Annotated in this window: 23 protein-coding genes; 1 reads left to right on the forward strand and 22 read right to left on the reverse strand. The window is 62.2% G+C overall.

Going from position 1 to position 22,532, the window contains the following annotated elements; translation table 11 throughout:
• The first annotated feature begins 16 nt into the window (after positions 1-16).
• Positions 17-2,524, forward strand: a complete 2,508-nt coding sequence (locus GEOBRER4_RS18495) for a motility associated factor glycosyltransferase family protein (RefSeq protein WP_185243495.1) — start codon at positions 17-19, stop codon at positions 2,522-2,524.
• 85 nt (positions 2,525-2,609) lie between these two features.
• On the opposite strand, the gene GEOBRER4_RS18500 is transcribed toward GEOBRER4_RS18495, so the two are convergent.
• From GEOBRER4_RS18500 to GEOBRER4_RS18605, 22 genes are all read right to left on the reverse strand, one after another.
• Complete coding sequence (locus GEOBRER4_RS18500; protein ID WP_185243496.1) at positions 2,610-3,023, reverse strand: hypothetical protein; 414 nt, start codon at positions 3,021-3,023, stop codon at positions 2,610-2,612.
• 7 nt (positions 3,024-3,030) lie between these two features.
• Positions 3,031-3,447 (reverse strand): flagellar export chaperone FliS, encoded by a 417-nt coding sequence (gene fliS / locus GEOBRER4_RS18505; protein WP_085814777.1) that lies wholly within the window; start codon positions 3,445-3,447, stop codon positions 3,031-3,033.
• A gap of 15 nt (positions 3,448-3,462) precedes the next feature.
• A complete protein-coding gene (fliD, locus tag GEOBRER4_RS18510; RefSeq protein ID WP_085814776.1) occupies positions 3,463-4,860 on the reverse strand; it encodes a flagellar filament capping protein FliD in 1,398 nt (465 codons plus the stop codon).
• A 213-nt stretch (positions 4,861-5,073) separates the two neighbouring features.
• A complete protein-coding gene (locus GEOBRER4_RS18515) occupies positions 5,074-5,889 on the reverse strand; it encodes a flagellin N-terminal helical domain-containing protein (RefSeq protein ID WP_143424316.1) in 816 nt (271 codons plus the stop codon).
• A gap of 561 nt (positions 5,890-6,450) precedes the next feature.
• Positions 6,451-6,882, reverse strand: coding sequence for a flagellar assembly protein FliW (locus tag GEOBRER4_RS18520; protein ID WP_185243497.1), 432 nt, complete (start codon positions 6,880-6,882; stop codon positions 6,451-6,453).
• 4 nt (positions 6,883-6,886) lie between these two features.
• Entirely contained in the window at positions 6,887-7,126 is a 240-nt protein-coding gene (csrA, locus tag GEOBRER4_RS18525; protein ID WP_185243498.1) for a carbon storage regulator CsrA, read from the reverse strand.
• Positions 7,127-7,162: 36 nt separating this feature from the next.
• Positions 7,163-8,062, reverse strand: a complete 900-nt coding sequence (flgL, locus tag GEOBRER4_RS18530; RefSeq protein ID WP_185243499.1) for a flagellar hook-associated protein FlgL — start codon at positions 8,060-8,062, stop codon at positions 7,163-7,165.
• 30 nt (positions 8,063-8,092) lie between these two features.
• Positions 8,093-9,541: a flagellar hook-associated protein FlgK gene (gene flgK / locus GEOBRER4_RS18535; RefSeq protein WP_185243500.1), complete on the reverse strand. Its 1,449-nt coding sequence runs from the start codon at positions 9,539-9,541 to the stop codon at positions 8,093-8,095.
• A 1-nt stretch (position 9,542) separates the two neighbouring features.
• Positions 9,543-10,043 (reverse strand): flagellar protein FlgN, encoded by a 501-nt coding sequence (locus GEOBRER4_RS18540; protein WP_185243501.1) that lies wholly within the window; start codon positions 10,041-10,043, stop codon positions 9,543-9,545.
• 46 nt (positions 10,044-10,089) lie between these two features.
• A complete protein-coding gene (gene flgM, locus GEOBRER4_RS18545; RefSeq protein WP_185243502.1) occupies positions 10,090-10,389 on the reverse strand; it encodes a flagellar biosynthesis anti-sigma factor FlgM in 300 nt (99 codons plus the stop codon).
• Entirely contained in the window at positions 10,379-10,711 is a 333-nt protein-coding gene (locus GEOBRER4_RS18550) for a rod-binding protein (RefSeq protein WP_185243503.1), read from the reverse strand. Before GEOBRER4_RS18550 ends, flgM begins: the two co-directional genes overlap by 11 nt.
• A 10-nt stretch (positions 10,712-10,721) precedes the next feature.
• Positions 10,722-11,795: a flagellar basal body P-ring protein FlgI gene (locus GEOBRER4_RS18555; protein ID WP_371674868.1), complete on the reverse strand. Its 1,074-nt coding sequence runs from the start codon at positions 11,793-11,795 to the stop codon at positions 10,722-10,724.
• 81 nt (positions 11,796-11,876) lie between these two features.
• Positions 11,877-12,566 (reverse strand): flagellar basal body L-ring protein FlgH, encoded by a 690-nt coding sequence (locus tag GEOBRER4_RS18560; RefSeq protein WP_143424315.1) that lies wholly within the window; start codon positions 12,564-12,566, stop codon positions 11,877-11,879.
• Entirely contained in the window at positions 12,567-13,322 is a 756-nt protein-coding gene (gene flgA / locus GEOBRER4_RS18565) for a flagellar basal body P-ring formation chaperone FlgA (RefSeq protein WP_185243504.1), read from the reverse strand. It abuts the gene before it with no gap.
• Between the two features lie 6 nt (positions 13,323-13,328).
• Positions 13,329-14,117: a flagellar basal-body rod protein FlgG gene (gene flgG / locus GEOBRER4_RS18570; RefSeq protein WP_085814765.1), complete on the reverse strand. Its 789-nt coding sequence runs from the start codon at positions 14,115-14,117 to the stop codon at positions 13,329-13,331.
• Between the two features lie 61 nt (positions 14,118-14,178).
• Positions 14,179-14,892 (reverse strand): flagellar basal-body rod protein FlgF, encoded by a 714-nt coding sequence (gene flgF / locus GEOBRER4_RS18575; RefSeq protein WP_185243505.1) that lies wholly within the window; start codon positions 14,890-14,892, stop codon positions 14,179-14,181.
• A 10-nt stretch (positions 14,893-14,902) separates the two neighbouring features.
• On the reverse strand, positions 14,903-15,655 hold the full coding sequence (locus tag GEOBRER4_RS18580; RefSeq protein WP_185243506.1) for a FliA/WhiG family RNA polymerase sigma factor: 753 nt from the start codon (positions 15,653-15,655) through the stop codon (positions 14,903-14,905).
• Positions 15,639-16,556 (reverse strand): AAA family ATPase, encoded by a 918-nt coding sequence (locus GEOBRER4_RS18585; RefSeq protein ID WP_185243507.1) that lies wholly within the window; start codon positions 16,554-16,556, stop codon positions 15,639-15,641. Before GEOBRER4_RS18585 ends, GEOBRER4_RS18580 begins: the two co-directional genes overlap by 17 nt.
• Positions 16,556-17,917, reverse strand: coding sequence for a flagellar biosynthesis protein FlhF (flhF, locus tag GEOBRER4_RS18590; RefSeq protein ID WP_185243508.1), 1,362 nt, complete (start codon positions 17,915-17,917; stop codon positions 16,556-16,558). The genes GEOBRER4_RS18585 and flhF overlap by 1 nt, the downstream gene beginning before the upstream one ends.
• Positions 17,907-19,985: a flagellar biosynthesis protein FlhA gene (gene flhA, locus GEOBRER4_RS18595; RefSeq protein ID WP_185243509.1), complete on the reverse strand. Its 2,079-nt coding sequence runs from the start codon at positions 19,983-19,985 to the stop codon at positions 17,907-17,909. The genes flhF and flhA overlap by 11 nt, the downstream gene beginning before the upstream one ends.
• A gap of 560 nt (positions 19,986-20,545) precedes the next feature.
• Positions 20,546-21,340, reverse strand: a complete 795-nt coding sequence (locus GEOBRER4_RS18600) for an FRG domain-containing protein (RefSeq protein WP_185243510.1) — start codon at positions 21,338-21,340, stop codon at positions 20,546-20,548.
• 190 nt (positions 21,341-21,530) lie between these two features.
• Positions 21,531-22,472, reverse strand: a complete 942-nt coding sequence (locus GEOBRER4_RS18605) for a TIGR01212 family radical SAM protein (protein WP_185243511.1) — start codon at positions 22,470-22,472, stop codon at positions 21,531-21,533.
• Between the last annotated feature and the right edge of the window lie 60 nt (positions 22,473-22,532).

The raw sequence follows: 22,532 nt of genomic DNA on the forward strand, positions 1-22,532 counted from the left end.
GCGCAAGAGGAGCGACATGAGTACAACCGAAAAGACACACGAACCCTTCATCAGCAACGACTTCGGCGACCGTTACCTGTACAGCGTCAACCGCAACGCCTTCAACAGGATCGGCTCCGACGCGCTCTACCACTCCCTCTTCGGGGACAAGCTTTTCGGCGAGTACCAGTTCAACATCATCGTCGGCACCGATTCGGGGTTGCTCCCCGCCTACCTGTTGAAGAAGGGTATCCCTACCGGAACCAAGTACCTGTTCGTGGAACTCCCCGAGGTGCTCAGCGCGCTCTCCAGCGCAGGGCTCCTCGACATCCTTCCTCCCGACATCTGCGTGATCCCGCTGGACGGCCTCGCTGCGGCGGCGACCCGCTTCAACATGGTGCATTACGTCTTTCTCGACGCGGTCTGCGTCCACGAGTCGGCCGCCACCCGGGACGCCAACCTCCTCGAGTACCGGAACCTTTCCTGGTGCCTGAACCTCGAGGTCAACCAATCGGTGCGCAAGATCTGGACCTCGACCAACGCCTCCAAATTCATCCTGCGCCAGTTGGAAAACCTCGCAGAAAACCGCGTCTGCTTCAGCGAGATCCTCAAGGACGCCTGCGCCGGCAGGACTGCCGTGATACTTGCTGGCGGCCCCTCCCTGAGGGTGGCGCTCCCCTGGGTGAAGGAAAACCGCGAGCGCCTTGTTATCATCGCCGTCTCCCGCATCAGTCGGCTGCTCCTGGAGGAGGGGATCACCCCCCACGTCCTCGCCTCGGTCGACCCCCAGAAGATCAGCTTCGAGGTGAGCCGTGAGATGCTCAACTACTCCGGGGAGGAACTCCCGCTCTTCATCTACAGCAACCACGCCTCACCCCTGCTGGTCGGTCAATGGGAGGGAAAGAGCATCTACACCGGCCCCAGGTTCCCCTGGCGCACGCCGCTAAACGCCGACACCCTCCTCTATTCCGGCCCAACGGTCAGCAACTACGCCTTCGACCTTGCCGCCCATATGGGTTGCAGCACCATAGTGCTCGCCGGGGTTGACCTTTGCTTCAGCGCGACAGGGCAGACGCACGCCGCCGGGAGCAACGAGAACAAGATCGGTCCGGACCTCGGTCAGATAAACCCGCGGGTGGAAACCTACGGGGGTGGGCACGCGGACACGAACCAGGGGTACGCCGACTCGCTCTACGTCCTCGGGTTGCAGGCCCGGCTCGCGGTGGAGAAGGGGAGGCGGGTCTATAACTGCTCCCTCGACGCGGCCCGGGTCCCCTGCATCGAGTATCAGGCGGTGGAGGAGCTCGAACTTGGAACATGGGACGAATCTCCCGGGAGTGTCCTCGCCAGGCTGGTCCCCGATGCCACGCGGCAGGCGCGCCTGGAGCACTACCGGCTGGTGCGAGCCGAGATAGGGCGGGCGCGAAGGAAGTTCCAGGAGATATGCCGCCTTTCCAAGGAGGCCCTCCAGTGCGCGGACGGCCTGTTCGGGCGCAAAGGGAAGACGCGCGATTTCCGCCACAAGGTCAGGATGGACAAGATCGAGCGCCGGCTAAGCGGCAGCTTCCAGGAGTTCTCCGGGCTGGTGCGACAATTCGGGCTTAAGAGGTTCTGCTCCAGCCTCAGGTCGACCATCGACGAGATGACCGACGAGCAGGTGGAGACAGCCACCTACGAATACTACGAGGCCTATTTGGCGGGTGGAGAGTACCTGATCGAGGTGATGGACGGCGTCCTGGAGCGGATCGATGCGCGCAGGGACGAAGAAAGCAGCAACCCCGATTACGCGAAGCTTCTGGAGCAGTGGGAAAGGGACAGGCAGTTCGGGCGGCTGCGGGTCTGGCGGCGCCGCAACCCGGAAAAGGCAGAGCGGATGCAGGCCGAGAAGGGGGAGCGGGTCGCGCTACTGGAGGCCGAGTTCGACCGGGTCATGACGGTCGAGCGGACTTCACAGATCGACCTGCTGGAAAAGCTCCACGACGTAAGACACACAAGGAGCAAGGCGCTGCTATTGTTCAAGCGGGGCGAAGTCGACGAACTGGAGGGGATGGCCCGGGGACTTGCCGGCCACCCGGACCAGGAGAAGGCACTCCCCTACCTGAACTTCGTGAACGGCCTCCTGGCGGAACTAAGGAACGAACCTGAGGTGGCCGTCTCCGAATACCAGCACCTGCTTGCCGACCTGGAGCACCCGCTGACCGAAGACGCGCTGCTGCAGATAGCCCACCTCTCCATGGCCGCAGGCGATGGTGGCAACGCGCTCCTCGCCCTGGAGTGCCTGGTGGGCGTCTCGCCCACCTACCTCCCCCCCTACGGCGAACTCCTCAGGGCGGTCGGGGAGTACGAGGAGGCCTTCAACGCCTATAACCGTTACCTCGCCTTCGCCCCTGACGACGTCGGCGCGCTGATCACCCTGGGGATGTTTTGCCATGAGGCCGGGCTTTCGGAAGCGGCGCAGGAACTCTTCCAGCGGGCCCTGGAGAGGGATCCCCAAAACGGCGCGGCACTTGCCATGCTCGAAGGGGCTGCGGCGAGCCTGGGGTAGCAGGAGCGAGCAGGAACGAAAAGGGGGCTACAGTGCGACTGTAGCCCCCCCTTTTCTCTTTTGCTTCATCCGCCTGTAGCCGTCTTCAGAGCTTCCGGTCCAGGCTGTGCTGCTGAACGGAGCCGGCGTTGTCGAAGGCGTTGCGGATCCGCTTGCTCTTCTTCATCGACGACAGCGACGCCTGGATGGAAGAGCATTTACCTTGCGCCAGCCCCGTCACCAGGCCGTCCACTTCCAGCACTTTGCCGATGGTCTCCTGCTGGAAGATCTTGAAGCTATCGAGTGCGGCGCGCTCAACCGGGCCGGAACAGTCGGCCCCGGCGATGGCCGCGTCAAAATCTTGAATCCATTCGACGAGAGTCTGACGTCGCTCCAGCAGATCGGCGAGCTCTTCCGGGCCGATATACTCCAGCCTCTTTAGAAGGTCGTTCGCTTCTTGCAGCAACAGGAGGTGTTTCTGCTCCGCCTCCGCTATCATCTCCAGCAATGAATGGTTCATCAAACCGTTACCCCACTGAAGTCGCTAAAGGCTCATGTCTTTGCTCGCTTCGTTCCTGGTACCAGATCTCCGTGGCCTCAGTCCAGGTATCCCTGAGGGTGACCAGGATCTTGTGGGCGTTCTCCAGGTGCGACACCTCGTTATTGAGGTTCGCTTTCCCGTATTCGCCGATGAGGTAGATGTAGAGTTGTTCGAGGTTGGCTGCCACCTCCCCCCCGATTTCGTGATTCAGGGTGGCCATCAACTCGGTCACGATCGCCAGCGCCTTCCCTATGTAAACCCCCTTTCCGGCCAGATCCTTTTGCTTCATACGCTCCTGTGCGAGCAGGGTGAACTTGATCGCGCCGTCATATAGCAGTACGAGGATTTTTTCGGGCGTGGCAGTGGTAATCTGCGTGTTCTGGTAAGGGTTCAAAGTGCGCATCGTGCTCTCTCCTGATTACTTGCTGCTCGAGGTACTGGAGGTAGTCATCAAGCCCAGGCTGTTGAGAAGCATGTTCCCCTGGGTCTGCAGCCTGCTTACCGTCGTTTCCATCCGGTTGTACTGGTTGAGGAGGTTCGTCTGCATCTTCTCGAAACGAAGCTCCATAGCCTCTATCTGGTCGTCAATACGGCTGTTGGCGGTGGAGAGCCAGTTCTTTCTCGACTCCAGCAGTCCACTCGTGGCTCCGGCGACGTAGGGCTTCACCATGGTGTCTATGACCAGGCTGAACTGCTGGGCGATGCCGTACTGGTTCCTGGGAAGCGTAGTGTTGAGCGAGGAGCCGTTGTGGGTGAAGTAGTCCACCACGTTGTCGTAATCCTCTGAAAGGACCTTGGATAGCTTCGCCGACTCCACGGAGAGCGCTCCGGTCTTGGAATCGGACTTGATCCCGATCTGCGCCAACGTGTTGTAGGAGCCGGTTGCCCCGGAAACGGAGGTGGTCAAAAGCGACTTCAACTGCGATTGGATGGTGCGCAAGGCGGAGTCGCCGGAAAGCGTCCCGGCACTCTTGGTGGCCGGATCGTACTTCAGCTGCGCGGAGATCAAGGTGTTGACATTGTTGTAGGCCGCGACGAAGTCGTTGATCCTCTTGGTCACGGCGTCGGTGTCGATGGCGACCGAGATCGTGGTGCTCGCCCCTTCGGTCATGAGGTTCAGCGTCACGCCCTGTATGGCGTCGGTAACGGTATTGGTAGGTTTGGTAATGTTGACGCCGTCGACCACCAGCTGGGCCTGGGCAGCATCCTGGTAGGTCGGGTCTCCCACCCCGAGCAGCACGGGACCGGCGCCAAGTCCGGTGAAGTCAAAATTATGATTCACCGTGTCAGTACCGTTGATGACCATGCGGTAGTTGGTCCCGTCGTTGATTATCGAGGCGCTTACCTTGGCCCCTGAAGCGTTTATGGCGTCGGCGATCCCACGCAGCGAGTTCTGCCCCGCAGCGATGGTAATCGGTGCGCCACCGTCGATGGTGAAGGTCCCGGCGCCGAAGAGGAGATCGGTAGCGCTGGCGACCCCCGCTGTCACCTGCCGCTGACTCTTGGCCAGGGAAACCACCTGAACCGAGTGGCTTCCCGGCATAGCCCCGCTATCAGCAGTAGCAGTAAGCACCGAGCTGTTCGCGACCGTGGTCTTCAGCGAACTGAAGGTCTCGGCTGTCTTGAACCCCTTGGCCAGGCTCTGCAGGCTGGTCAGCGCGTCCTCGATCTTCTGGTAGGCGCTTATCTTGTCAGTGTTCTTTTTCTGCTGCGCCTGGAGCAATCTTTCCGGAGCCCGCTCCAAATTCATAAGCTGGGTAACGATAGATGTGGTGTCTATCCCGGTTACCAGTCCGCCAAATGTGATGTTAGCCATGATGGTTACCTCTCAGCTGTGTACTAGCAACAAAAGTGCCAGTCCGTGCCTTGCCGCCGTCCGTCGTTGATACTTATCGGTACTGGCCACCTGGACTTGAGCCTTTTTACCTTAACGTGGTGCAGGCCCTGGTTTCAGGGAGCCGCCGGGCGCACAACAAAAAAGGGAGAGGCCGCCGGCCCCTCCCCTCTTCGTTGCTAACGGTTTTGCATCTTACTGGAGCAGCTTCAGAGCTGCCTGCGGCAGCTGGTTCGCCTGCGCCAGGATCGAGGTGCCGGCCTGGGTCAGGATGTTGGACCTGGTCATGTTGGCGGTCTCAGAAGCGATGTCCGCGTCGGCGATGCGGGACTGTGCGGCCGAGGTGTTCTCGGCGGCAACCTGGAGGTTGTTGATGACCGACTGGAAGCGGTTCTGTGCTGCACCCAGGTTGGCGCGCTGTGCGGACACGGTGGAGATAGCGGTGTCAAGGGTGTCCAACATGCCCTGCGCCAGAGCGGAGGTGTTGATAGCGGTGTGGACGGAGAGGGTGGTTGCGTCCATCGAAGCGGTAACGATGTCGATCCTGTCATACGCCTGGTTGCCGGTACCGACTTGGATGGTCGTGGTGGTGGACGCCATCAGCATGTGGATACCGTTGAATGCGGTGGCGGAGGCGATACGGGTGATCTCGGACGCCAGACGACCGAACTCGGAGTTGATGTAGGAGCGCTGGGAATCGGCGACGGTACCGGTTGCGGCCTGGGTGGCCAGTTCGCGCATACGGCCCAGGATGTTGCTCACCTCGTTCAGGGAGCCTTCAGCAACCTGAACCATGGAAACGCCGTCGTTGGCGTTGCGGTTCGCCTGGTTCATGGAACGGACCTGCGCCTTCATCCCCTCGGAGATGGCGAGACCTGCTGCGTCGTCAGCCGCGCTGTTGATCCGGAGACCGGAAGAGAGGCGCTGCAGGGACTGGTTCAGGGAGACCTGGGTTTTGGCGAGGTTGCGCTGGGCGTTGAGAGAAGCGACGTTAGTGTTGACAGATAACATGGTGATTCCTCCGTGAGTTTTTTTCGGGTATCCGTACCCTTTGGTTGACTGTGCGGCGAAGATGTAACCGTTGCGCCTTACCCCTGCCCCGGCCGCGGCGTGGGTGGCTGCTTCGATCGTGCCGGAACCGTTCCGGCTCATCCCCAACCTATGTTCAACTTATCGGTGCCGGGTCGGCAAACTTTAGAAAAAAAATCACGGCATTTGTTCAGACCGTGAAATAACTTACGCCCAAACTCAGCCAAACTTCTTATTCAACGTGATGTTCAGGACTTACACCAGCCTGACTCACCCCTTTTGGGCGCTTTCCCACGCCAAAAAACCACGAAAAGACCTCGTGTCATCGTTCTTTTGTCCCCGGACGCCCCTGTCGTTTCTCCGTCGCCCCCCTTCCCAAGCCCGTGGAAGGCTGCGCCTCCAAGTCATAAACCTGCCACCACGGCTGATTCCTATGGCGCGCGAGCTCCGCGCCCCCCGCCGGGCGCAGACAAAAAAAGCCTCCCGGTGAGGTGCCGGGAGGCTTTCGCAGCGCGCTCAGGCGCCGGTCAGGATGTAGAAGGTTCAGTTGCCGCGGATCTGGAAAAACGGATGCCTAAGCGGATAGCTCTCCCCCTCCATGACCAACTGCCTGGCGATGAGCCGGTCCGGGTTCAGCACAATCGGGCCGCGCAGGTTTACGGTGATGTCCTGGGGCTCGGCCGCCATGTTCACGATCAAGAGGTAGATGACTTTGCCGTCCTCACCCAGCTCGAGGGCGCAGCATTCCTCCTCGGTAAGCTTGTAGCTGCAGTCGTAAGCGAGGTTCTCGACATCGGTGACGACAAAGGCGAGGTTGGGATTGTCGACTGCCTGCAGCCAGCAGAAAGGGCCCAGGTTCGGCGGATTAAGCAGTATGAACCTTCTTTCCGCGAAGCCCAGGATCCCCTCCGGCATGGAGATCACCTTGTCATCTTCTATCTCGAGCGACCCGAAACGTGTCGTCTCCACTTGCATCGCGTCACCTCTTCCCGTGGCTGTCCAACTTGTGTACGGCGTTTTCCAGGTCAGCCAGGTTCCACTGCGCCGCCCGCCTGTTCTCTTCCTGCACCTGCAGGTAGATCTCCTCGCGATAGATACGCATGTCGCTGGGAGCTTCTACCCCCAGCCGCACCTGGTTCCCCTTCACATCTAGCACGATGATCCGGATCTGGTCTCCGACCGTGACTGCTTCACCGTTTTTCCTGGTCAAAACCAGCATGGCTGGCGCCCTCCCTGGCGCTAACACATTGATACACTATCTGAGGTAATCGAGCAACGATATCTGCGAGATCTTCGCCGAGGACGCCACCGCGGTCTGGAACGCGTTCTGCTGCTTGGTGAGATCGCTGAGCACCTGGGCATAATCCACGTCCTGCAGCCCGGCGACTACCTGGGTGATGCTCAGTTTCATGTCGTCGTTGACGCTGTTTGCGCTGGTGAGGCGGTTCATCCTGGAGCCGATTTCGGCGCGCCCGGCCATCACCTGCGCCTGGGCAGCGTCGAGGTTCTCGAGTTCCGCTCTCACTCCGGCGCTGTTGTTTGAAGCAAGCGCAGTGGCGATGTTATCGAAGATCCCGACGATGTTGACACCGGTGCTCCCTGGAGGACTGCCGCCCGACACGAGCGTCTCGCCCGAATAGGATGTGGACAGGAACGACCCCCGGGCTATTTCCACCTTCGTTTCGTCGTTCGTGCCGTTGAAAGCGCCGGTGGTCAGATCGAAGGGCGCAGTGTCGTTCTTGAACCCGCCGAAGATGAACTTGCCGTTGAACTCGGTGTTCCCGACCGAGATGACCTGGCTGCGTAGCTGGTCGAACTCCTTTGCCGCGGCCGCCTGGGATTCGGCGTTGTAGGTATCGTTCGACATGGCAATCGCCAACTCCTTGGCCCTGACCAGTACGTCGCCCATGGACGACATCGCCGATTCGACGACGGTCAGCGTGGAGGTGGCGTTGGTGATGTTCCTCGTGAACTGATCGCCGGCGGCGCTCAAGGACTTTAGGTGCAGTACCTGCTGCGTCGCGACCGGATCGTCTCCGGGGTTGTTGATCTTGACGCCGGTGGCAGCCTGCTGCTGCAGCATCTGCTGACGCTTCAGTATGGTCTGCAGACTGGCGAGGACCTGATTTGCCGAGGTGTTCTGTGTTACGCGCATGGCAATGCTCCCTTCGAGCTGGATTTTCGCTTACTTGATCAGACCGAGCACCGTGTCCATCATCTCGGTGCCTACGTTTATCACGCGGGCCGCGCCCTCATAGGCCTTCTGGTACTTGGTCAGGTTGACCAGTTCTTCGTCGAGCGACACCCCGGCGACCGACTCGCGCTGGTTGTTCAGCTGGCTCACTATGGCGCCGGTCTGGTTCTCGCCTCGTTCGGCCCCCTGAACGTCCACGCCGACTTTGCCGACCATCGAGTTGTAGAACGCCTCGGGCGTCGCGTTCCCCGTGCTCATGTTGAGGCTCTTGTTGTAAAGGGCGGCGATGGACAAAGCGTTGAGGTTGTTCCCTGTCCCGCCGAGCGCCGGGTTGGTATCCGCCGCCGCTACCTGGTTGGCCGAAGTTAGGTTGACCTGGATCAGCGCGCTGTAACCTGCCGCTGTCGCTGCAGGAACGGGGGGTGCCGTCCCGGCTGCCGGCGAAAAGAAATCCATCTGGGTGCCGGTGAGGCCGTAGCCTGCCGAGTGCTGTGCGTTCATCTGGTTGGCGAGGGAGTAGGCGAGCTCGTCCAGGTCGGCGATGTACTTGTTTATCGTGGTGTCGCGGATCTGGAGCATGCCGCCGATCTCGCCCTTGGTGTTGCCCGGCCCCCCTATGAATGCGGTCGCGTTTGCCGCGGGGCCGCCTCCCGGCGGGGTCAGCATGACGTCGTAGTAGCCGGTGGCGACATTGGTGCTAAGCGACAGGGAAGCCGCGTCCTTTCCCGAAACCAGCGACTGCCCGGAGAGGAGGTTCACGCTCACGCTGCCGTCGGTCTCGTCCTTGAAGGTCACGCCGACCATTTCGGACAACTGCCGCACCACGAGTTCGCGCTGGTCCCGCAGCTCGTTGGCGACACCCTGGCCGGTCTCGATCTGCTTGATGCTCACGTTCAGCTGGGCGATCTGTTTCAGCGCATCGTTGATGTCGGAGGTCACCTGCTCCAGACTCTGGTTCATGTTGTCCTTGACGCTGACCAGGCTGGTGTTGATCCGGTGGAAGTCCTCAACCAGCTGCTGCCCGACGGAAAGGATCGACTGGCGCTCCGGCACACCCTGGGGATTCGCCGCCAGGTCCTGCCAGGTGCTGAAGAACTGCTGCATGGTCTGGCCGAGCCCCTCCGTGGTCAGCTCGTTGTAAAGCGGCTGGACCATCTGCAGGGCCGAGTTGACCGTCTTGGCCTGGCCGCTTGAGGAGTTGGCCACCATCATCTGCCCCTGCAGGAAGCTGTCGTAAGAGCGCTGGACCGCGGAGACCTTGACGCCGTTTCCCATCGGGAAGGACCGGAACAAGGTGGTGGGCGCGTTCACCAGCATCGCCGTCTGGCGCGAGTAGCCGGGGGTGTTCACGTTGGTGATGTTCTCGCCGGTAACCTCTATGGCAAGCATCTGCGCGTTCAAGGAGCTGAGTCCGGTGCTCAGCAGGCTGTTCAAGCTCATCTCACGCCTCCCTGCAGATGATCCTGGGTTGCGCGCCGCCGCTGCCTACCAGGTTGCCGCCATACCCGTAGGTATTGCTGTTGTTGAAGATCCTCGCGAAGAAATCCAGCGTGCCGGTCACCGTCTGCAACGCCCCCTGCAAAAGGTCCGCGTTCAGGGCGAGCCTCTTCTCCAGCTGGCTCCCGAGTTCGAGCACGCGGCGCTGCCAGGAAAGTATGGTTCCCTTCTCAGGTTCCGCCACCTTCTCCAGCACCGGGGTGAGGCTTTGGGCCTCTGGGAGCTCCAGTTCGAGCGCCATGGCCTGAACCAGCTTGGCGCAGCGCAACCCCTCTTCCTCCAGGGCCAGGAAAAGCTCCTTCTTCTGCAGCACCTGCTGCTCGAGCCTTTCCAGTTCTCTGCCGAGGATGCAGCGCCTCTCCTCATCGAGGACCTGGAGCATCCGCTCCAAAAGCGCCTCCTGGTCCGACAGGGCTTCCACCAGTTCCCGTGCGTGCTGTGTCATATTTTTGTCTCCGTTTGCTTTCTTTGCTTCAACCGCAGGTGGCGCCTCAACCGCGCTTCAGGCTGTCCACCAGCTTTTGCGCCACCTCGTCGGGATCGATCCGGTAGGGACCGTACTGCATCTGCTGCTTGGCCAGGGCCACCATTTCCGTTCTCACCTCGGGGAGAGCGGAAAGCTGCTCCCTCAAGGCCGCTATCTCCCGCATCCGGGGAGAAAAGATCACGACCTCCTGGACGGGTCCCTGCGCGGTCCGGTTTTGCTCCCTGGCGGGAGCCGCCTGGGCGGCAGCGGCCGGCTCACTCCCTCTGATCTTGACCACGTACGGCGGGGACTGTTCAATCCGCATTGCTGTCTCCCTTTACTGTGGTTCGCTGGCGCATCAGCTCGCGCTCCAGTACCGGGGCAAGCCCTATGCCACCTCCGCGCACCGCCGCATTCGCGTACTCCTGGTCCAGCAGCGAGCGGAAGGTTTCCTCGCCGCGCCCCCCGCCGGTGAGCTGGTCCTGCCCTACCGTGCTCCGCATCGACTTCAGCATCATGGTGACGAAGAGCGATTCGAATTCCTGGGCCACCTTTTTAACCGCGGCCCTTTCCTTATCGGCGGCTCCCCCCGCCGGCTTGATCTGTTTTTGCTCCGGCGCCGCCGGCGCCAGGTTGCCGATCTCCATGAACCCTCCTCTACATCACGCTCAATTCAGCGTTCAGGGCACCCGCAGCCTTGATCGCCTGCATGATGCCGAGCAGATCGCGCGGGGTGACCCCCAGGGTGTTCAGGGCACGCACCACCTCGCCCAGGTTCGCCCCCTCGCGCACCATGGAGAGGTTGACCTTCTCCTCGGCGACCCTGATATCCGTTCTCGGCACCACGGTCGTGGTCCCCTTGGCGAACGGCTGCGGCTGGGAGACCTTTGGGGTCTCCTTCACCACCACGGTGAGGTTGCCGTGCGACACGGCCACGGTGGAGATGCGTACGTTCTCGCCCATCACGATGGTGCCGGTCCGCTCGTTCATCACCACCCGCGCCAGGACGTCCGGGTTCACCTCCAGCCGCTCCAGGTTCGCCACGAACTCGACCACCCGGTTCTCGTATTCGCGGGGGACCGCGATCTGCACGCTCCCAGGATCGGTGAGGGTGGCTACCTGCCCCTGGAACCGCTCGTTGATGGCGTTGGCAACCCTGGAGGCGGTGGTGAAGTCGGACTGGTGCAGGTTCAGCTTCAACTCCCTGCGGTTTGCCAGCACGTTCGGGAGCTCACGCTCGATGAGCGCCCCTCCGGGGACGGTCCCCGCGGTCGGGTGGTTCTTCATGGCGCTCGCCGCCTGGCCGCCGTAGGAGAAGGAGTTGGTGAGCACTGCCCCCTGAGCAACCGCGTATACCTGGCTGTCCGCCCCCTTCAACGGGGCCATCATCAAGGTGCCGCCGGCAAGGCTCTTGGCGTCGCCCAGAGAGGAGACCAGGACGTCGAGCCTGTTTCCCTGCTTGGCGAAGGGGGGAAGCTGCGCCGTCACCATGACGGCCGCTATGTTCTTGACCGTTATGTCGTTGCGGTTGATGGTGATCCCCATCCGCTCCAGGGCGCCCACCAGCGACTGAACCGGGAACTTGGTCTGGTCGGAGTCGCCGGTGCCGTTCAGGCCGACCACGAGGCCGTAGCCGATCAGCTGGTTTTCCCTGACGCCGTCGAACGCCGCGATGTCCTTGATGCGCGCCCCGAGCGCGAACTGCGGGACCAGCACCAGCAAAAGGAGCAAAAGCGTGCAGCATGTCTTCGTGTTTAATCTCAATTTCTCACCCGATCCTTTCCGGCGTTTCACGTTGGCTCGCCGGAAACCCTAGAACGGCCAGACCTTGTCCAGCACGTTCAAAAGCCACCCAGGCTTCTGCCTGTCGCTGATGATTCCCTTGCCGGAGTAGGCGATTTTGGCATCGGCAACCAGCGCGGAGCTGACGGTGTTGTCGGCGCTTACGTCGCGACCGCGCACCGTGCCGGTGAGCACGATGATCTGGTCCTCGTTGTTGACCCTGACGTTGCGCCTCCCCTCGATGAGGAGGTTGCCGTTGGGTATCACGTCAATCACCTTGGCCGAGAGGGTCGCCTGCAGCGTCTCCTCCCTTGAGGTAGAACCGCTGCCGTCGAACTTGGAACCGTAGCTTGCACTCAAAAGCTGGGCGAGATCGGCCCAGTTCCTGATTCCGGTGGTCTCAAGCCCCAAGAGCTTCGGGATTCCGCCGCTGATGGAAGAGCCGCGACTGGTGCCGGTGGAGGCCTTCTTGCTGGCGCTGGCGTTCTCGGAGATCAGGACCGTGATGATGTCGCCGCGCCTGCGCGCCTTCATGTCCTCGGCAAGCCCCGTCGAAGTTGCCTGCCACAGCGAGCCCGAGGCGTAGCTTAGCTGCGGCGCCGGTATCTGCTCGTCGAAGGTGGGGGTCTGCACCTCCGCGGTCTGGTGCGCGCAAGCCGCAAGCAGCAACAGCGGCAGGCCCAGGGCCGCCGCCTTTATCTTCGCCGTCTTTCTGTTCATCTAAAAGTCCACCTTTACCGTGGTCGCGTCCAACACCCGCGCCGCGATGTCCTTCTGCGAGGAGAGGTTCTGCACCATGATCACGTCACCCAGGGCGCCTGCCCCCTTGGCCCGGCCGCTCGCCGTGACCCTGACCACCTCGTTCTCAGCCAGGATCGTCACCAGCTGCCCGCTTTTCACCAGCGGCGGCCTCTCCAGGTTGTCCCTGCGCAAAGGGGTGTTGGCCCGCAGCGTCGTCTTCACCCTGAGCCCAACCGCCTCGTCTATCGCCTTCATGTAGCTGCCGTGCACCTGGTTCAGGTCGCGCCGCGCCAGGGCGAGGTCGGAGGCGGAGAGCACCTCGCCCCGCTCCAGGGTCCGGGCCGCAACCACCATCTCGGTAAGCGCCTCGACCTCGACCTGGACCGTCTGGTTGCGCTTCACCTGGCCGTCCACCCGGACCACGAGGGCCACGGACGCGGGGCCGTACCCTTCCCAGCGGTCCGGCGCCACCACGTCGTAGCTGACGGTTCCGGCGGGAAGCTTCAGGTCGCCGTAGTAACCGATCCTCTTCACGGTTATCTCGGCCGCCAAGGCGGAGGCCTTCTGCATCAGGTAGTCGGAGATGACCCCCCGCACCGTCGCCTCGGCCACCACGTTTCCCGCGGCAGCCGGAAGCTTGGCCGCGGCCGCCGGAGCGGTAGCCGCGAAAGCGGGGAGCGAAAAGGAGAAGACGAGGAGTGCCGACAGGATACGCGTGAGGTGAGTTAGCCGCATCAAAGGTTACCTCTTAAGCGACGCCGCTTGCTGAAGCATGTCGTCGGAAGCCTGGATGGCCTTGGAGTTGATTTCGTACGCCCTCTGCCCCACGATCATGCTGACCATCTCTTCCATGACACTCACGTTGGAGTTCTCAAGGAACCCCTGCTCGATGGTCCCCAGGCCGTTCTGCCCGGCGGTGCCGGTGGTCGCGGCCCCGGAGGAGTCGGTGGGGAGGAAGAGGTTCTTGCCGATGGCGTTCAACCCGGAGGGGTTGCTGAAGGAGGCGAGCTGCAGGGTCCCCACGGTGGTCGCCGCGGTCTGCCCCGCCTGCTGCACCGACACGGTGCCGTCGCTCCCGACTGTCACGCGGGTGGCGTTGCTGGGGATGAGGATCTCGGGGATGATCGGCTGCCCGTCAGAGGTGACCACCCTCCCCTGGCCGTCGCGCTTGAGCGCCCCGGCGCGGGTGTAGGCGGTGGAGCCGTCGGACTGCTGCACCTGCAAGAAGCCGTCCCCTTGGATGGCGAGGTCGAGCTCGTTGCCGGTGGCGATGATGTTGCCGGTGGTGAAGATCTTGCTCACCGCGCCGGGCCTGACCCCCAAGCCCACCTGGATCCCGGTGGGGATGGTGGTCGCGTTGGTGGCGGGGGCGCCGGTGGTCTTCTCGGTCTGGTACATGAGGTCCTGGAAATCGGCACGGCTCTTCTTGAAGCCGGTGGTGCTGGAGTTGGCAAGGTTGTTCGCCACCACGTCTATGGCCAACTGCTGCGCCTGCATGCCTGATGCTGCCGTCCACAAAGCCCTTATCATATCTGATCTCCTTACAGTCAATTTTTTGAATCTGCCCGCCGTTTCCGGCGCTACCGGTTCCCTAGATCTTCCCCAGGTCGTTGGCCGCCTTGGTGGTTATCTCGTCATAGCTCTTGATCGCCTTGGTGCAGGTCTCGAAGTAGCGGCTCGTCTCTATCATCCGCGCCATCTCCGCAACCACGTTCACATTTGACCCCTCCAGGTACCCCTGTTTCACCTCGGCGGTGGAGGCGGTTCCCTGCGCCTGCGGGTTTGCCGGCACGAGCAGCCCGGCTCCAAGCTTCGTGAACTGGTACGGCTTGGGGAAATCCACGATGTTGAGGCTCCCGACGGCCACGCCGTCCGCTGTCACCGCACCGTTGGGGCTGATCGAGACCTTGTTGCCGCCGACCGTGATCGGCCCGCTCTTGCCCAGCACCTCGTACCCCTCGCTGGTCACGAGCTTCCCGCCCACTCCACGCTGGAAGTTACCCTGCCTGGTGTAGGCGGTTCCCTGTGGGGTGTTGACGGCGAAGAAGCCGTCCCCCTGCAGCGCCAGGTCCATCGGGTTTTCGGTCTGCAGTATCGTCCCCGGGGAGTAGTCCGTGTAGAAGGTCTCGCGGCTGAAGACCGGGTCCGGCGTTCCGGTGTTCTGGTTGGCCAGTACGCTTTCGAACCGCAACTGGTCCGCCTTGAAACCGGGGGTGGCGGCGTTGGCGAGGTTGTTTGAGATCACCTCGAGGCTGCGCATCGCGGTAAGGTTCCCGGAGATGGCGGCGTACATTCCCGTGTTCATGTCTGGCTCCTTAGGCTGTGCGCTTCATCTTGCCGCGCAGCCGGATGATGGCCTGGCTGTGCAGTTGCGAGATCCTCGACTCGGTGAGGTCGAGCACCGCCCCTATTTCCTTCAGGTTCAGTTCCTCGTAGTAGTAGAGCGTGATGACGATCCTCTCCTTCTCGGGGAGGTTGTCGATCGCCTCTGCCAGCCTCTCCACCGTCTGGCGCGCAATCAGCTGATTCTGCGGGCTCTCGGTCCCTTTGTCCTCGAGCACGTCCAGAAGGCCGAACGGTGCGCCGTCCTCGTCGTGCCAAGCGTCGTCGAGCGAGACGAAGGAGAGAAGGTGGATCTCCTCCAGGAGCCGGAAGTAGTCCTTAAGCTCGAGCCCCATGGCGAGCGCCACCTCGTCGGAGGAGGGGTTCCTCCCCAGGCGCTGCTCCAGCTGCGAGAACTCGCGCTCAAGTTTCTTGAACTTGTCCCTGAGGCTCCTGGTGAGCCAGTCCTGGGCCCTCAGCTCGTCCATGATGGTGCCGCGGATGCGCTGCTCGGCGAAGGTCTTGAACTGTACGCCGCGGGTGTGGTCGAAGCGCTCTGCCGCTGAGATGAGCCCGATCACGGCGGCGCTCCTCAGGTCATCGCGGTCCAGATGGGGGGGGAGCGACGAAGCGATCCGGTCGACGATGAATTTGACCAAGGGGAGGTGTGCTACCACCAGTTCGTCCCTGGTCTGCGTTACCCCACGGTGGGCCTCTTGTTCGTATGCCTTAAGAAGACAGTTCATGATTCCTCCAGCTTGGCGCGGCAGCGAGGTTTTCCGGCACGAGAACAGACTCTGCCGTATCCTGCGATAAAAGGTTTGTTGCCAATTCCCGGAACCCCAGGGCCCCCTTCGAGCCGGGGAAGATTGAGCAGAGCGCCCCCCTCCGCCGGACCGACTCGGTGATCATCTCGTCGTGGAGGATGGACCCGGAGTGCTCCAGAGAGACTTGCAAAAAGCGTCCCGTAATTGCGGAAAGTTTGGCATAAAGTGAGGCGGCTTCCTTGGCGTCCCGGCACATGTTCACCAAAAGTTTGAATTTCAGCGAGCTGTCGCGTCCGGAGAGCGTCTTGACCAGTGCGTAGCTGTCCATCACCGAGGTCGGCTCCGGCGTCACCACCAGCAGGATCTCGCGCGCCAGCGAGGCGAAGCTCGTGACGTTGGCCGAGACCCCGGAGCCGGTATCGATCAGGAAGAAATCGAAACGGTCCTGCAGGGAGATCATCCCCTGAAGCAGCGCCTGGCGGTCGCTGGGGGTGAGCGAGGTGTACTGCTGTATCTCGACCCCCGCCGGGAGGATGCTTATCCCTCCACCCACCTCGACCAGCGCGTCGGCAAGCGGCACATCGCCCGCGATGACCCGGTCGAACCTGGAGTTCGCTTCCCGCCCGAGCCTCATGCAGATGTCGCCCATCCCGGGGTTGGAGTCGATGATAAGGACCCGTTTCCCCTGGGCGGCCAGCGCCGAGGCGAGGTTCACCACGATGGAGCTTTTGCCCACCCCCCCCTTGCCGCTGGTGACCGAGATCACCCTGAGGCCTGCGCGGATGCGCAGCGCGGCGTCGGAAGCGGTACGGACCTTGGCGCGTCCCGCAAGACGGCGCAGGGTGTCAGCCTGATCGGCTACCAGACCGGATGCGCTCATTACGCGGACTCCTTGACCACCAGGGAAGCGATCTTCCTGGGCGTCGCCACTTCCAGGTCCTCGGGGACCTTCTGGCCGGTGCTGAGATAGGACAGGGGGAGCTTGTGCTTCAGGTAAGTCTCCACGATGCAGCCGAATTTCCTGCTCTCGTCGAGCTTGGTGAAGAGCAGCCTGCTTATCGGGAGCACCCCGAAGGTCGCGATCACCTCGTCGAGCTCATACGAGCGGGTGGTGGCGGAAAGGCAGAGATACGCCTCGATGCCGGGGGTGCACTCCAGGTATCCCCGGAGCTCGTCGATACGCTCCGAGTCCTTGGGGCTTCTGCCGGCGGTGTCGATCAGGATCAGGTCCTTGTCGGAGTGCTTGGCCAGGGCGGCGTTCAGTTCCACGCCGCTGGACGCCACCTCGAGGGGAAGGTCCATGATCTTCGCGTAGGTCTTCAGCTGCTCTACGGCGCCCACCCTGAAGTTGTCGGTGGTGATCATGGCCACCGAAACCCCGCGGTTGAGCGCATGCATGGCGGCGAGTTTGGCTATGGTGGTGGTCTTGCCGACCCCGGTCGGGCCTACCAGGGCCATGATCCGGGGGCCGGTTTTCTTCATGCGCAGCGAGCCGCTGCACTTGACCATACCCGCAACGGCCTCCGCCAGGAGCCCTCTCAGCTCGTCGAGGCAGGCCCCGTCCTCAGCGGGAGCGCGCAGCTGCTCCAACAGCAGCTCCACCGTCTGTGATCCCAGCTCCTCGCCGCGCAGCTCCTCCGCCAGCATATCCAGCAGGGGCTGTTCCCCGCGGACCGCTTGCACGATCGTCTGCCTGGTGAGTTCCGGCTGCTCAGGCTGGGGCTCTTCGGCGAGCGAGGCCATGGGGAAGCTCACCGGACGCGCCGACTGCTTCTCCTTGTTGCCTGCTACCGCGTTGTAAAGAAGCTTCTTGATCTCCTCCAGCTCCTCCTTGGCGAAGACCCTGGGAGACTGCTGCGCCAGCTCCTGCTGCGGCTCGGGAGCGGGGGCGACTGCCTGCTGCGCCAGCTCTGCGTCCCGGCGGGTCAAGGCCTCCAACCGGAGCTTCAGTTCCCGCACCTCGCGGGCCAGGGGGCCCAGCATGGAGTTCTGGAACTCCTCGCGGGTAGAGAGTTCCCGCTCCTGCACCGGCTGCGGCTCTTCCCGGTACGGGTTGCTGCGCTGCGCGGGGCGCGGCTCCAGGGCCGCGGTCACCTCGAAGTAGGGTTTCGAGAAGTAGCCGAGGATACCTCCGCGTCTTGCCTTCTTTGAACTGAGGATCATGGCATCCAGCCCCATCTCGGCCTTCACCATCCGCAGCGCCTCGGACATCTCACCTGCCTGGAACGTTTTAACTAGCATTGAGCACCACCACCCCTAAAGATTGGATTTTTATGTTGGGAGGGATCTCGTTGTGGGAGATCACCGCAAGATTGGGCATGAACCGTTCGGTAAGTTTCTTCACGTGACGCCGAATGGTCGGCGAGGCTATCAGGACCGGGAGGGCGCCGGTGCTCTCGAACTTCTCGGCGTGGCGCTTGATGGCGTGCAAGATTCTCTGGGCCACGTTGGGGTCGATGGCTAGGTAGCTTCCCTGCTCCGAAAGCTGGACGCCGTCGGCGATGATTTCCTCGACTTCCCGGTCCATCGACACGATGCAGAGGGTGTTGTCCTCGCGCTTGTACTGCTCCACGATGTAGCGGCCAAGGCTCTGGCGCACGAATTCGGTGAGCATCTCGGGATCCTTGGTCACCCCGCCGTAATCGGCCAGGGTCTCCAGTATGGAGCGCAGATCCCTGATTGAGACGTTTTCCTTCAAGAGGTTCTTCACCACCCTGAGCACGGTGCCGAGGCTGAGCAGCGAGGGGACCAACTCGTCCACCACCTTCGGCAGGGTGGCGGCGATGCCGTCCAGAAGCTGCTGCAGTTCCTGGCGGCCGACCAGTTCGTGGGCGTGGTTCTTTATGATCTCGCTGATGTGGGTCGCGAGGATGGTTGTGTTGTCGACCACGGTGTAGCCGGAGAGTTGCGCCTGGTCCCTCTCCTTCCCCTTGATCCAGACCGCCGGCAGGCCGAAGACCGGCTCCGTGGTCTTGATCCCTTCCAGCTGCCCGGTGGCCCCGCCGGAATCCATGGCCAGGTACTGCCCCGACAGCTCGCCGCCGCCGACCTTGGCGCCGTTGATCATAATGTTGTACTCGTAAGGCTTGAGCTGCAGATTGTCGTGGATGTGGATCGGGGGAACGATGATCCCCATGCGGTCTGCGACCTGCTTGCGGATGGAGCGGATGCGGTCCAGCAGTTCTCCCTGCTGGCTCGCGTCGACCATGGGGACCAGACCGTAACCAACCTCCAGTTCCAGCATGTCCAGGGGGCGGATCGAGTTGATCTGCTCCTTCTCCTGGGCCCCGGTCAACTGCGGCAGATCTTCAGCCTCCTCAAACTTCTTCTCGACGGCCATCTTGCTCACCAGGTACGAAACGCCGGAGAGGAGGAAGAAGGCGAAATGGGGGAGCCCCGGGATCATGGCGAAAATGAAAAGAACGCCCGAAGCGACCTGGAAGGCCTTCGGGTAGTTCAGGAGCTGGCCGGATATCTCGTGTCCGAAGTTGTTCTCGTCTGCGGAGCGGGTTACGATGACGCCCGCCGCGGTGGAGATGATCAGCGCGGGGACCTGGGCCACCAGCCCCTCGCCGATGGTGAGCAGCGTGTAGTTGGTCAGCGCCTGGTCCAGCGGCATCCCCTTCTGCCAGACGCCGATCACGAAGCCGCCGATGATGTTCACCAGGACGATCATGATCCCGGCGATGGCGTCCCCGCGCACGAACTTGCTGGCGCCGTCCATGGAGCCGTAGAAGTCGGCTTCGCGGGAGATCTTCTTGCGCCTTTCCTTGGCCTCCTTGTCGGTCAATAGACCGTTGGAGAGGTCGGCGTCGATCGCCATCTGCTTGCCGGGCATCGCGTCAAGGGTGAAGCGGGCGGCAACCTCGGCCACACGACCGGCACCCTTGGTGATGACCACGAAGTTGATGATGACCAGGATCAGGAAGATGACCGCACCCACCACGTAGTTGCCGCCGACCACGAACTGTCCGAAGGCCTTGATCACCCCCCCAGCCGCCTCGACCCCTTCGTTGCCGTGCAGCAGGATGAGCCTCGTGGATGCTATGTTGAGGGAAAGCCGGAACAAGGTGGTGACCAGGAGTATGGACGGAAAGGTCGAAAAATCGAGAGGTTGTACCGTGTACAGGCAGACCAGCAGGATGACCAGAGCGATGGTGATGTTCGCGGCAAGGAAGATGTCCAGCATGAATGCCGGAACCGGGATGATCATCAGGGACAGCACCCCTATCAGGGCTACCGCCATGTAGACATCGGAGTTGGATTTGAGACCTGGGAGCGACAGCGCGCCCGCGGTTGAGTTTGCCATTCTACTGTCCTTTGCCTTGGAGGGGTTCCTCTCGCGTGGTCATCTGTGCAACCGTTATGCCATCGGCTCCTAAGGCATCCGACAAAGGCAACTTTCAGGTCGAATCGGCGGGAATTGGTCCCGACAGGGACAATGGTGCCCAGAAGTGATCGCTACTTTGCCCCTTTACGTCATTTTTGAACCAGCATCGCAGTCAAGTTTTTGACCGGCGGATACCCATCGCGGTCCGGGCCCGGCCGGCAGTTCACTTGCACAACCTTGTCCCCCCATCGCCATACCGGCAGTTCCCCGGAGTAGATACTTTTCAGGCACGCTCCCCGACGGCAGGGGAAAATTCTCGCGATCATTAATGATGTCGACCATTTTGCTGTTTTACGGCTCCCGGTCCGCACCGGCTTAACGGCTTTTGCACACCTTTTCCCTTAGGCGGGCTGCCGGCTGAACGCCGTCCGTCAAAGTGGTGACTTGCACCGCTGCAGGGCCGCAGAACCGGATCTACACCTCCTGATGCCCGGCAGAACCGGCTCGTGCGCTGGGGAGAGGCTGGAAAAGACGCCTCTTTAAACGTGGCGGGCGGCCAGGGAGTGTTGCGGGTCGGTCTTGTCCGACACCTTTTCCTGGATATAGCGGGCGAGCCCGTCCAGGTCGGCGAAGACGAAGGCGTGGTTGATCCCCAAGAGCCTCAGCTCCTGGGAGAGGAAGGTGCGGTTTTGGAAGGGGATCCGGTACTTGCGGATATGCTCCTTCTCTGAGAGTTGCTGCTCCAGCGATTTCCAGGGGTTTTTCAATACGGAGAAGACGCCGCTTTGGGCCTTGATGCGGGAGGCGATGACCGGAGCGGAGAAGAAGCAGGTTCCGGCCTCGAAGGGACTGGCCTTCTCGTCGATTTCGGAGAGGCCGTACATGGTGTGGGCGATGTAGAAGGCGGCGCCGCCGCAGTAGTCGGGGTTGCAGAGCTGGTCCTTCTTGAGGTCGATGTCGTGGTAGGGGTCGGCTACGGCGAAGTAGAGGGCGATGAGGGGGTTCACCGACCAGTCGAGGAGCCGGGTGGGGAGGCCGTGGTGCTGGGCCAGGGCGAGCCATTCCCACTCCGTCGCCGGCTGCACCTCCACCATGTGCCGTCCAGACTTCTTGAATTCCTGCAGCGCCTCGTACTCCCCGTAGATGTCCGCGGGCATGCGACGGTCGGTCTTGCCGCAGTGGGCCGGGGGCTCCTTGGTGAGGCGCCCTATCTTCGGGATCAGGGAATAGAAATCGCGGCTCTCCCCCCTGAAGAAGTTCCAGGAACCCGGGTTGGTCTTTTTGATCAGCCTGCGGAACTCCTCGAAGGACCTGATCTCGCCGGAAATTTCCATGGCTTACCTGTGACGGAAGGTGAAGTCGACGGCAAACGCAGGAAAGAGTTAACCACAATTAACTTGAAAGGCCAACTACAGGGGCTGGAGGTTAGGGGCTAGGGGCTGGAGGCTAGGGTGCTGGAGCTCAGGCACGAGACGAATAAAGGGAACCCGGTCACTTTAGTCCCCCTCCCCCTGCGGGAGGGGGTTAGGGGGTGGGGGTAGGTGCCACCTCGGTCACGGTGGCCAGTTTGCCTCCCTGCCTGGTCCCCCTTCTCTTGAGCTCGTTGTCGATGCAGTTCAGCACCTCGAACTTGGCCAGCGACCAGAGGGGGGCGATCAGGTCGCGGCGGTTCCCGTCGCCGGTCAGGCGCTGCACCACGATGCGCGGGTCGAGCCGCTCCAGGAAATCGCAGACGAGCCCCACGTAGCTGTCCCGATCCAAAAGCGCGACCTCCCCGGCCTCGTACTGGTCGGCCAACCGGGTGCCGCGCATGACGTGCAGCAGATGGACCTTGACGCCGTCAACCCCTGAAGCGTTCAGGTAATCGGCGCAGGAGAGCATCTCCTCCCGGCTCTCCCCCGGGAGCCCCAAGATGACATGGGCGCAGACCCGGATGCCGCGCGCCCGGCACCCCTTGAGCGCGCTCTCGAAGGAGGCACGGTCGTGCCCACGGCCGATAGCGGCCAGGGTGCGATCCAGGTGGGACTGCAGCCCCAACTCCAGCCAGAAATAGGTGCGTCCTGCGTAAGAGGCAAGGAGGTCGAGGGTAGCTTCCGGAAGGCAGTCGGGCCTCGTGCCGACGATGAGCCCCACCACGTCCGGGACGCTCAAAGCTTCGTCGTACAGGTCCTTCAGTCGCTCGACCGGAGCGTAGGTGTTCGAGTAGGACTGGAAGTAGGCGATGAAGCGGGCCGCCTTGTACTTACGGACCATCACCTCCTTGGCGTGTTCGAGCTGCTGCGCGACGCCCGCCCCCTGCAGGATGCCGTAGGAGCCGGACCCCTTGCCGCCGCAGAAGATGCAACCGTCGGTGCCGACCTTCCCGTCACGGTTGGGACAGGTGAACCCGGCGTCGACCGAAAGCCTCTGCACCTTGCAGCCGAACACCTTTTTCAGCTCATCGGAAAATGCGTTGTAACGCGACATGAAAACTCCTCGGTCTCTCTTCTAACATATCTACGGGAGATTGGGAAAGGGAGAGGTTCT

The sequence above is a fragment of the Citrifermentans bremense genome (genome assembly GCF_014218275.1).
GTDB classification, from domain to species: Bacteria; Desulfobacterota; Desulfuromonadia; order Geobacterales; family Geobacteraceae; genus Geomonas; species Geomonas pelophila.

Bases quoted from the DNA above. Each gene is read 5' to 3' on its own strand.
- GEOBRER4_RS18495 (WP_185243495.1), top strand. From the start codon at position 17: ATGAGTACAACCGAAAAGACACACGAACCCTTCATCAGCAACGACTTC.
- GEOBRER4_RS18500 (WP_185243496.1), bottom strand. From the start codon at position 3,023: ATGAACCATTCATTGCTGGAGATGATAGCGGAGGCGGAGCAGAAACAC.
- fliS (WP_085814777.1), bottom strand. From the start codon at position 3,447: ATGCGCACTTTGAACCCTTACCAGAACACGCAGATTACCACTGCCACG.
- fliD (WP_085814776.1), bottom strand. From the start codon at position 4,860: ATGGCTAACATCACATTTGGCGGACTGGTAACCGGGATAGACACCACA.
- GEOBRER4_RS18515 (WP_143424316.1), bottom strand. From the start codon at position 5,889: ATGTTATCTGTCAACACTAACGTCGCTTCTCTCAACGCCCAGCGCAAC.
- GEOBRER4_RS18520 (WP_185243497.1), bottom strand. From the start codon at position 6,882: ATGCAAGTGGAGACGACACGTTTCGGGTCGCTCGAGATAGAAGATGAC.
- csrA (WP_185243498.1), bottom strand. From the start codon at position 7,126: ATGCTGGTTTTGACCAGGAAAAACGGTGAAGCAGTCACGGTCGGAGAC.
- flgL (WP_185243499.1), bottom strand. From the start codon at position 8,062: ATGCGCGTAACACAGAACACCTCGGCAAATCAGGTCCTCGCCAGTCTG.
- flgK (WP_185243500.1), bottom strand. From the start codon at position 9,541: ATGAGCTTGAACAGCCTGCTGAGCACCGGACTCAGCTCCTTGAACGCG.
- GEOBRER4_RS18540 (WP_185243501.1), bottom strand. From the start codon at position 10,043: ATGACACAGCACGCACGGGAACTGGTGGAAGCCCTGTCGGACCAGGAG.
- flgM (WP_185243502.1), bottom strand. From the start codon at position 10,389: ATGCGGATTGAACAGTCCCCGCCGTACGTGGTCAAGATCAGAGGGAGT.
- GEOBRER4_RS18550 (WP_185243503.1), bottom strand. From the start codon at position 10,711: ATGGAGATCGGCAACCTGGCGCCGGCGGCGCCGGAGCAAAAACAGATC.
- GEOBRER4_RS18560 (WP_143424315.1), bottom strand. From the start codon at position 12,566: ATGAACAGAAAGACGGCGAAGATAAAGGCGGCGGCCCTGGGCCTGCCG.
- flgA (WP_185243504.1), bottom strand. From the start codon at position 13,322: ATGCGGCTAACTCACCTCACGCGTATCCTGTCGGCACTCCTCGTCTTC.
- flgG (WP_085814765.1), bottom strand. From the start codon at position 14,117: ATGATAAGGGCTTTGTGGACGGCAGCATCAGGCATGCAGGCGCAGCAG.
- flgF (WP_185243505.1), bottom strand. From the start codon at position 14,892: ATGAACACGGGAATGTACGCCGCCATCTCCGGGAACCTTACCGCGATG.
- GEOBRER4_RS18580 (WP_185243506.1), bottom strand. From the start codon at position 15,655: ATGAACTGTCTTCTTAAGGCATACGAACAAGAGGCCCACCGTGGGGTA.
- GEOBRER4_RS18585 (WP_185243507.1), bottom strand. From the start codon at position 16,556: ATGAGCGCATCCGGTCTGGTAGCCGATCAGGCTGACACCCTGCGCCGT.
- flhF (WP_185243508.1), bottom strand. From the start codon at position 17,917: ATGCTAGTTAAAACGTTCCAGGCAGGTGAGATGTCCGAGGCGCTGCGG.
- flhA (WP_185243509.1), bottom strand. From the start codon at position 19,985: ATGGCAAACTCAACCGCGGGCGCGCTGTCGCTCCCAGGTCTCAAATCC.
- GEOBRER4_RS18600 (WP_185243510.1), bottom strand. From the start codon at position 21,340: ATGGAAATTTCCGGCGAGATCAGGTCCTTCGAGGAGTTCCGCAGGCTG.
- GEOBRER4_RS18605 (WP_185243511.1), bottom strand. From the start codon at position 22,472: ATGTCGCGTTACAACGCATTTTCCGATGAGCTGAAAAAGGTGTTCGGC.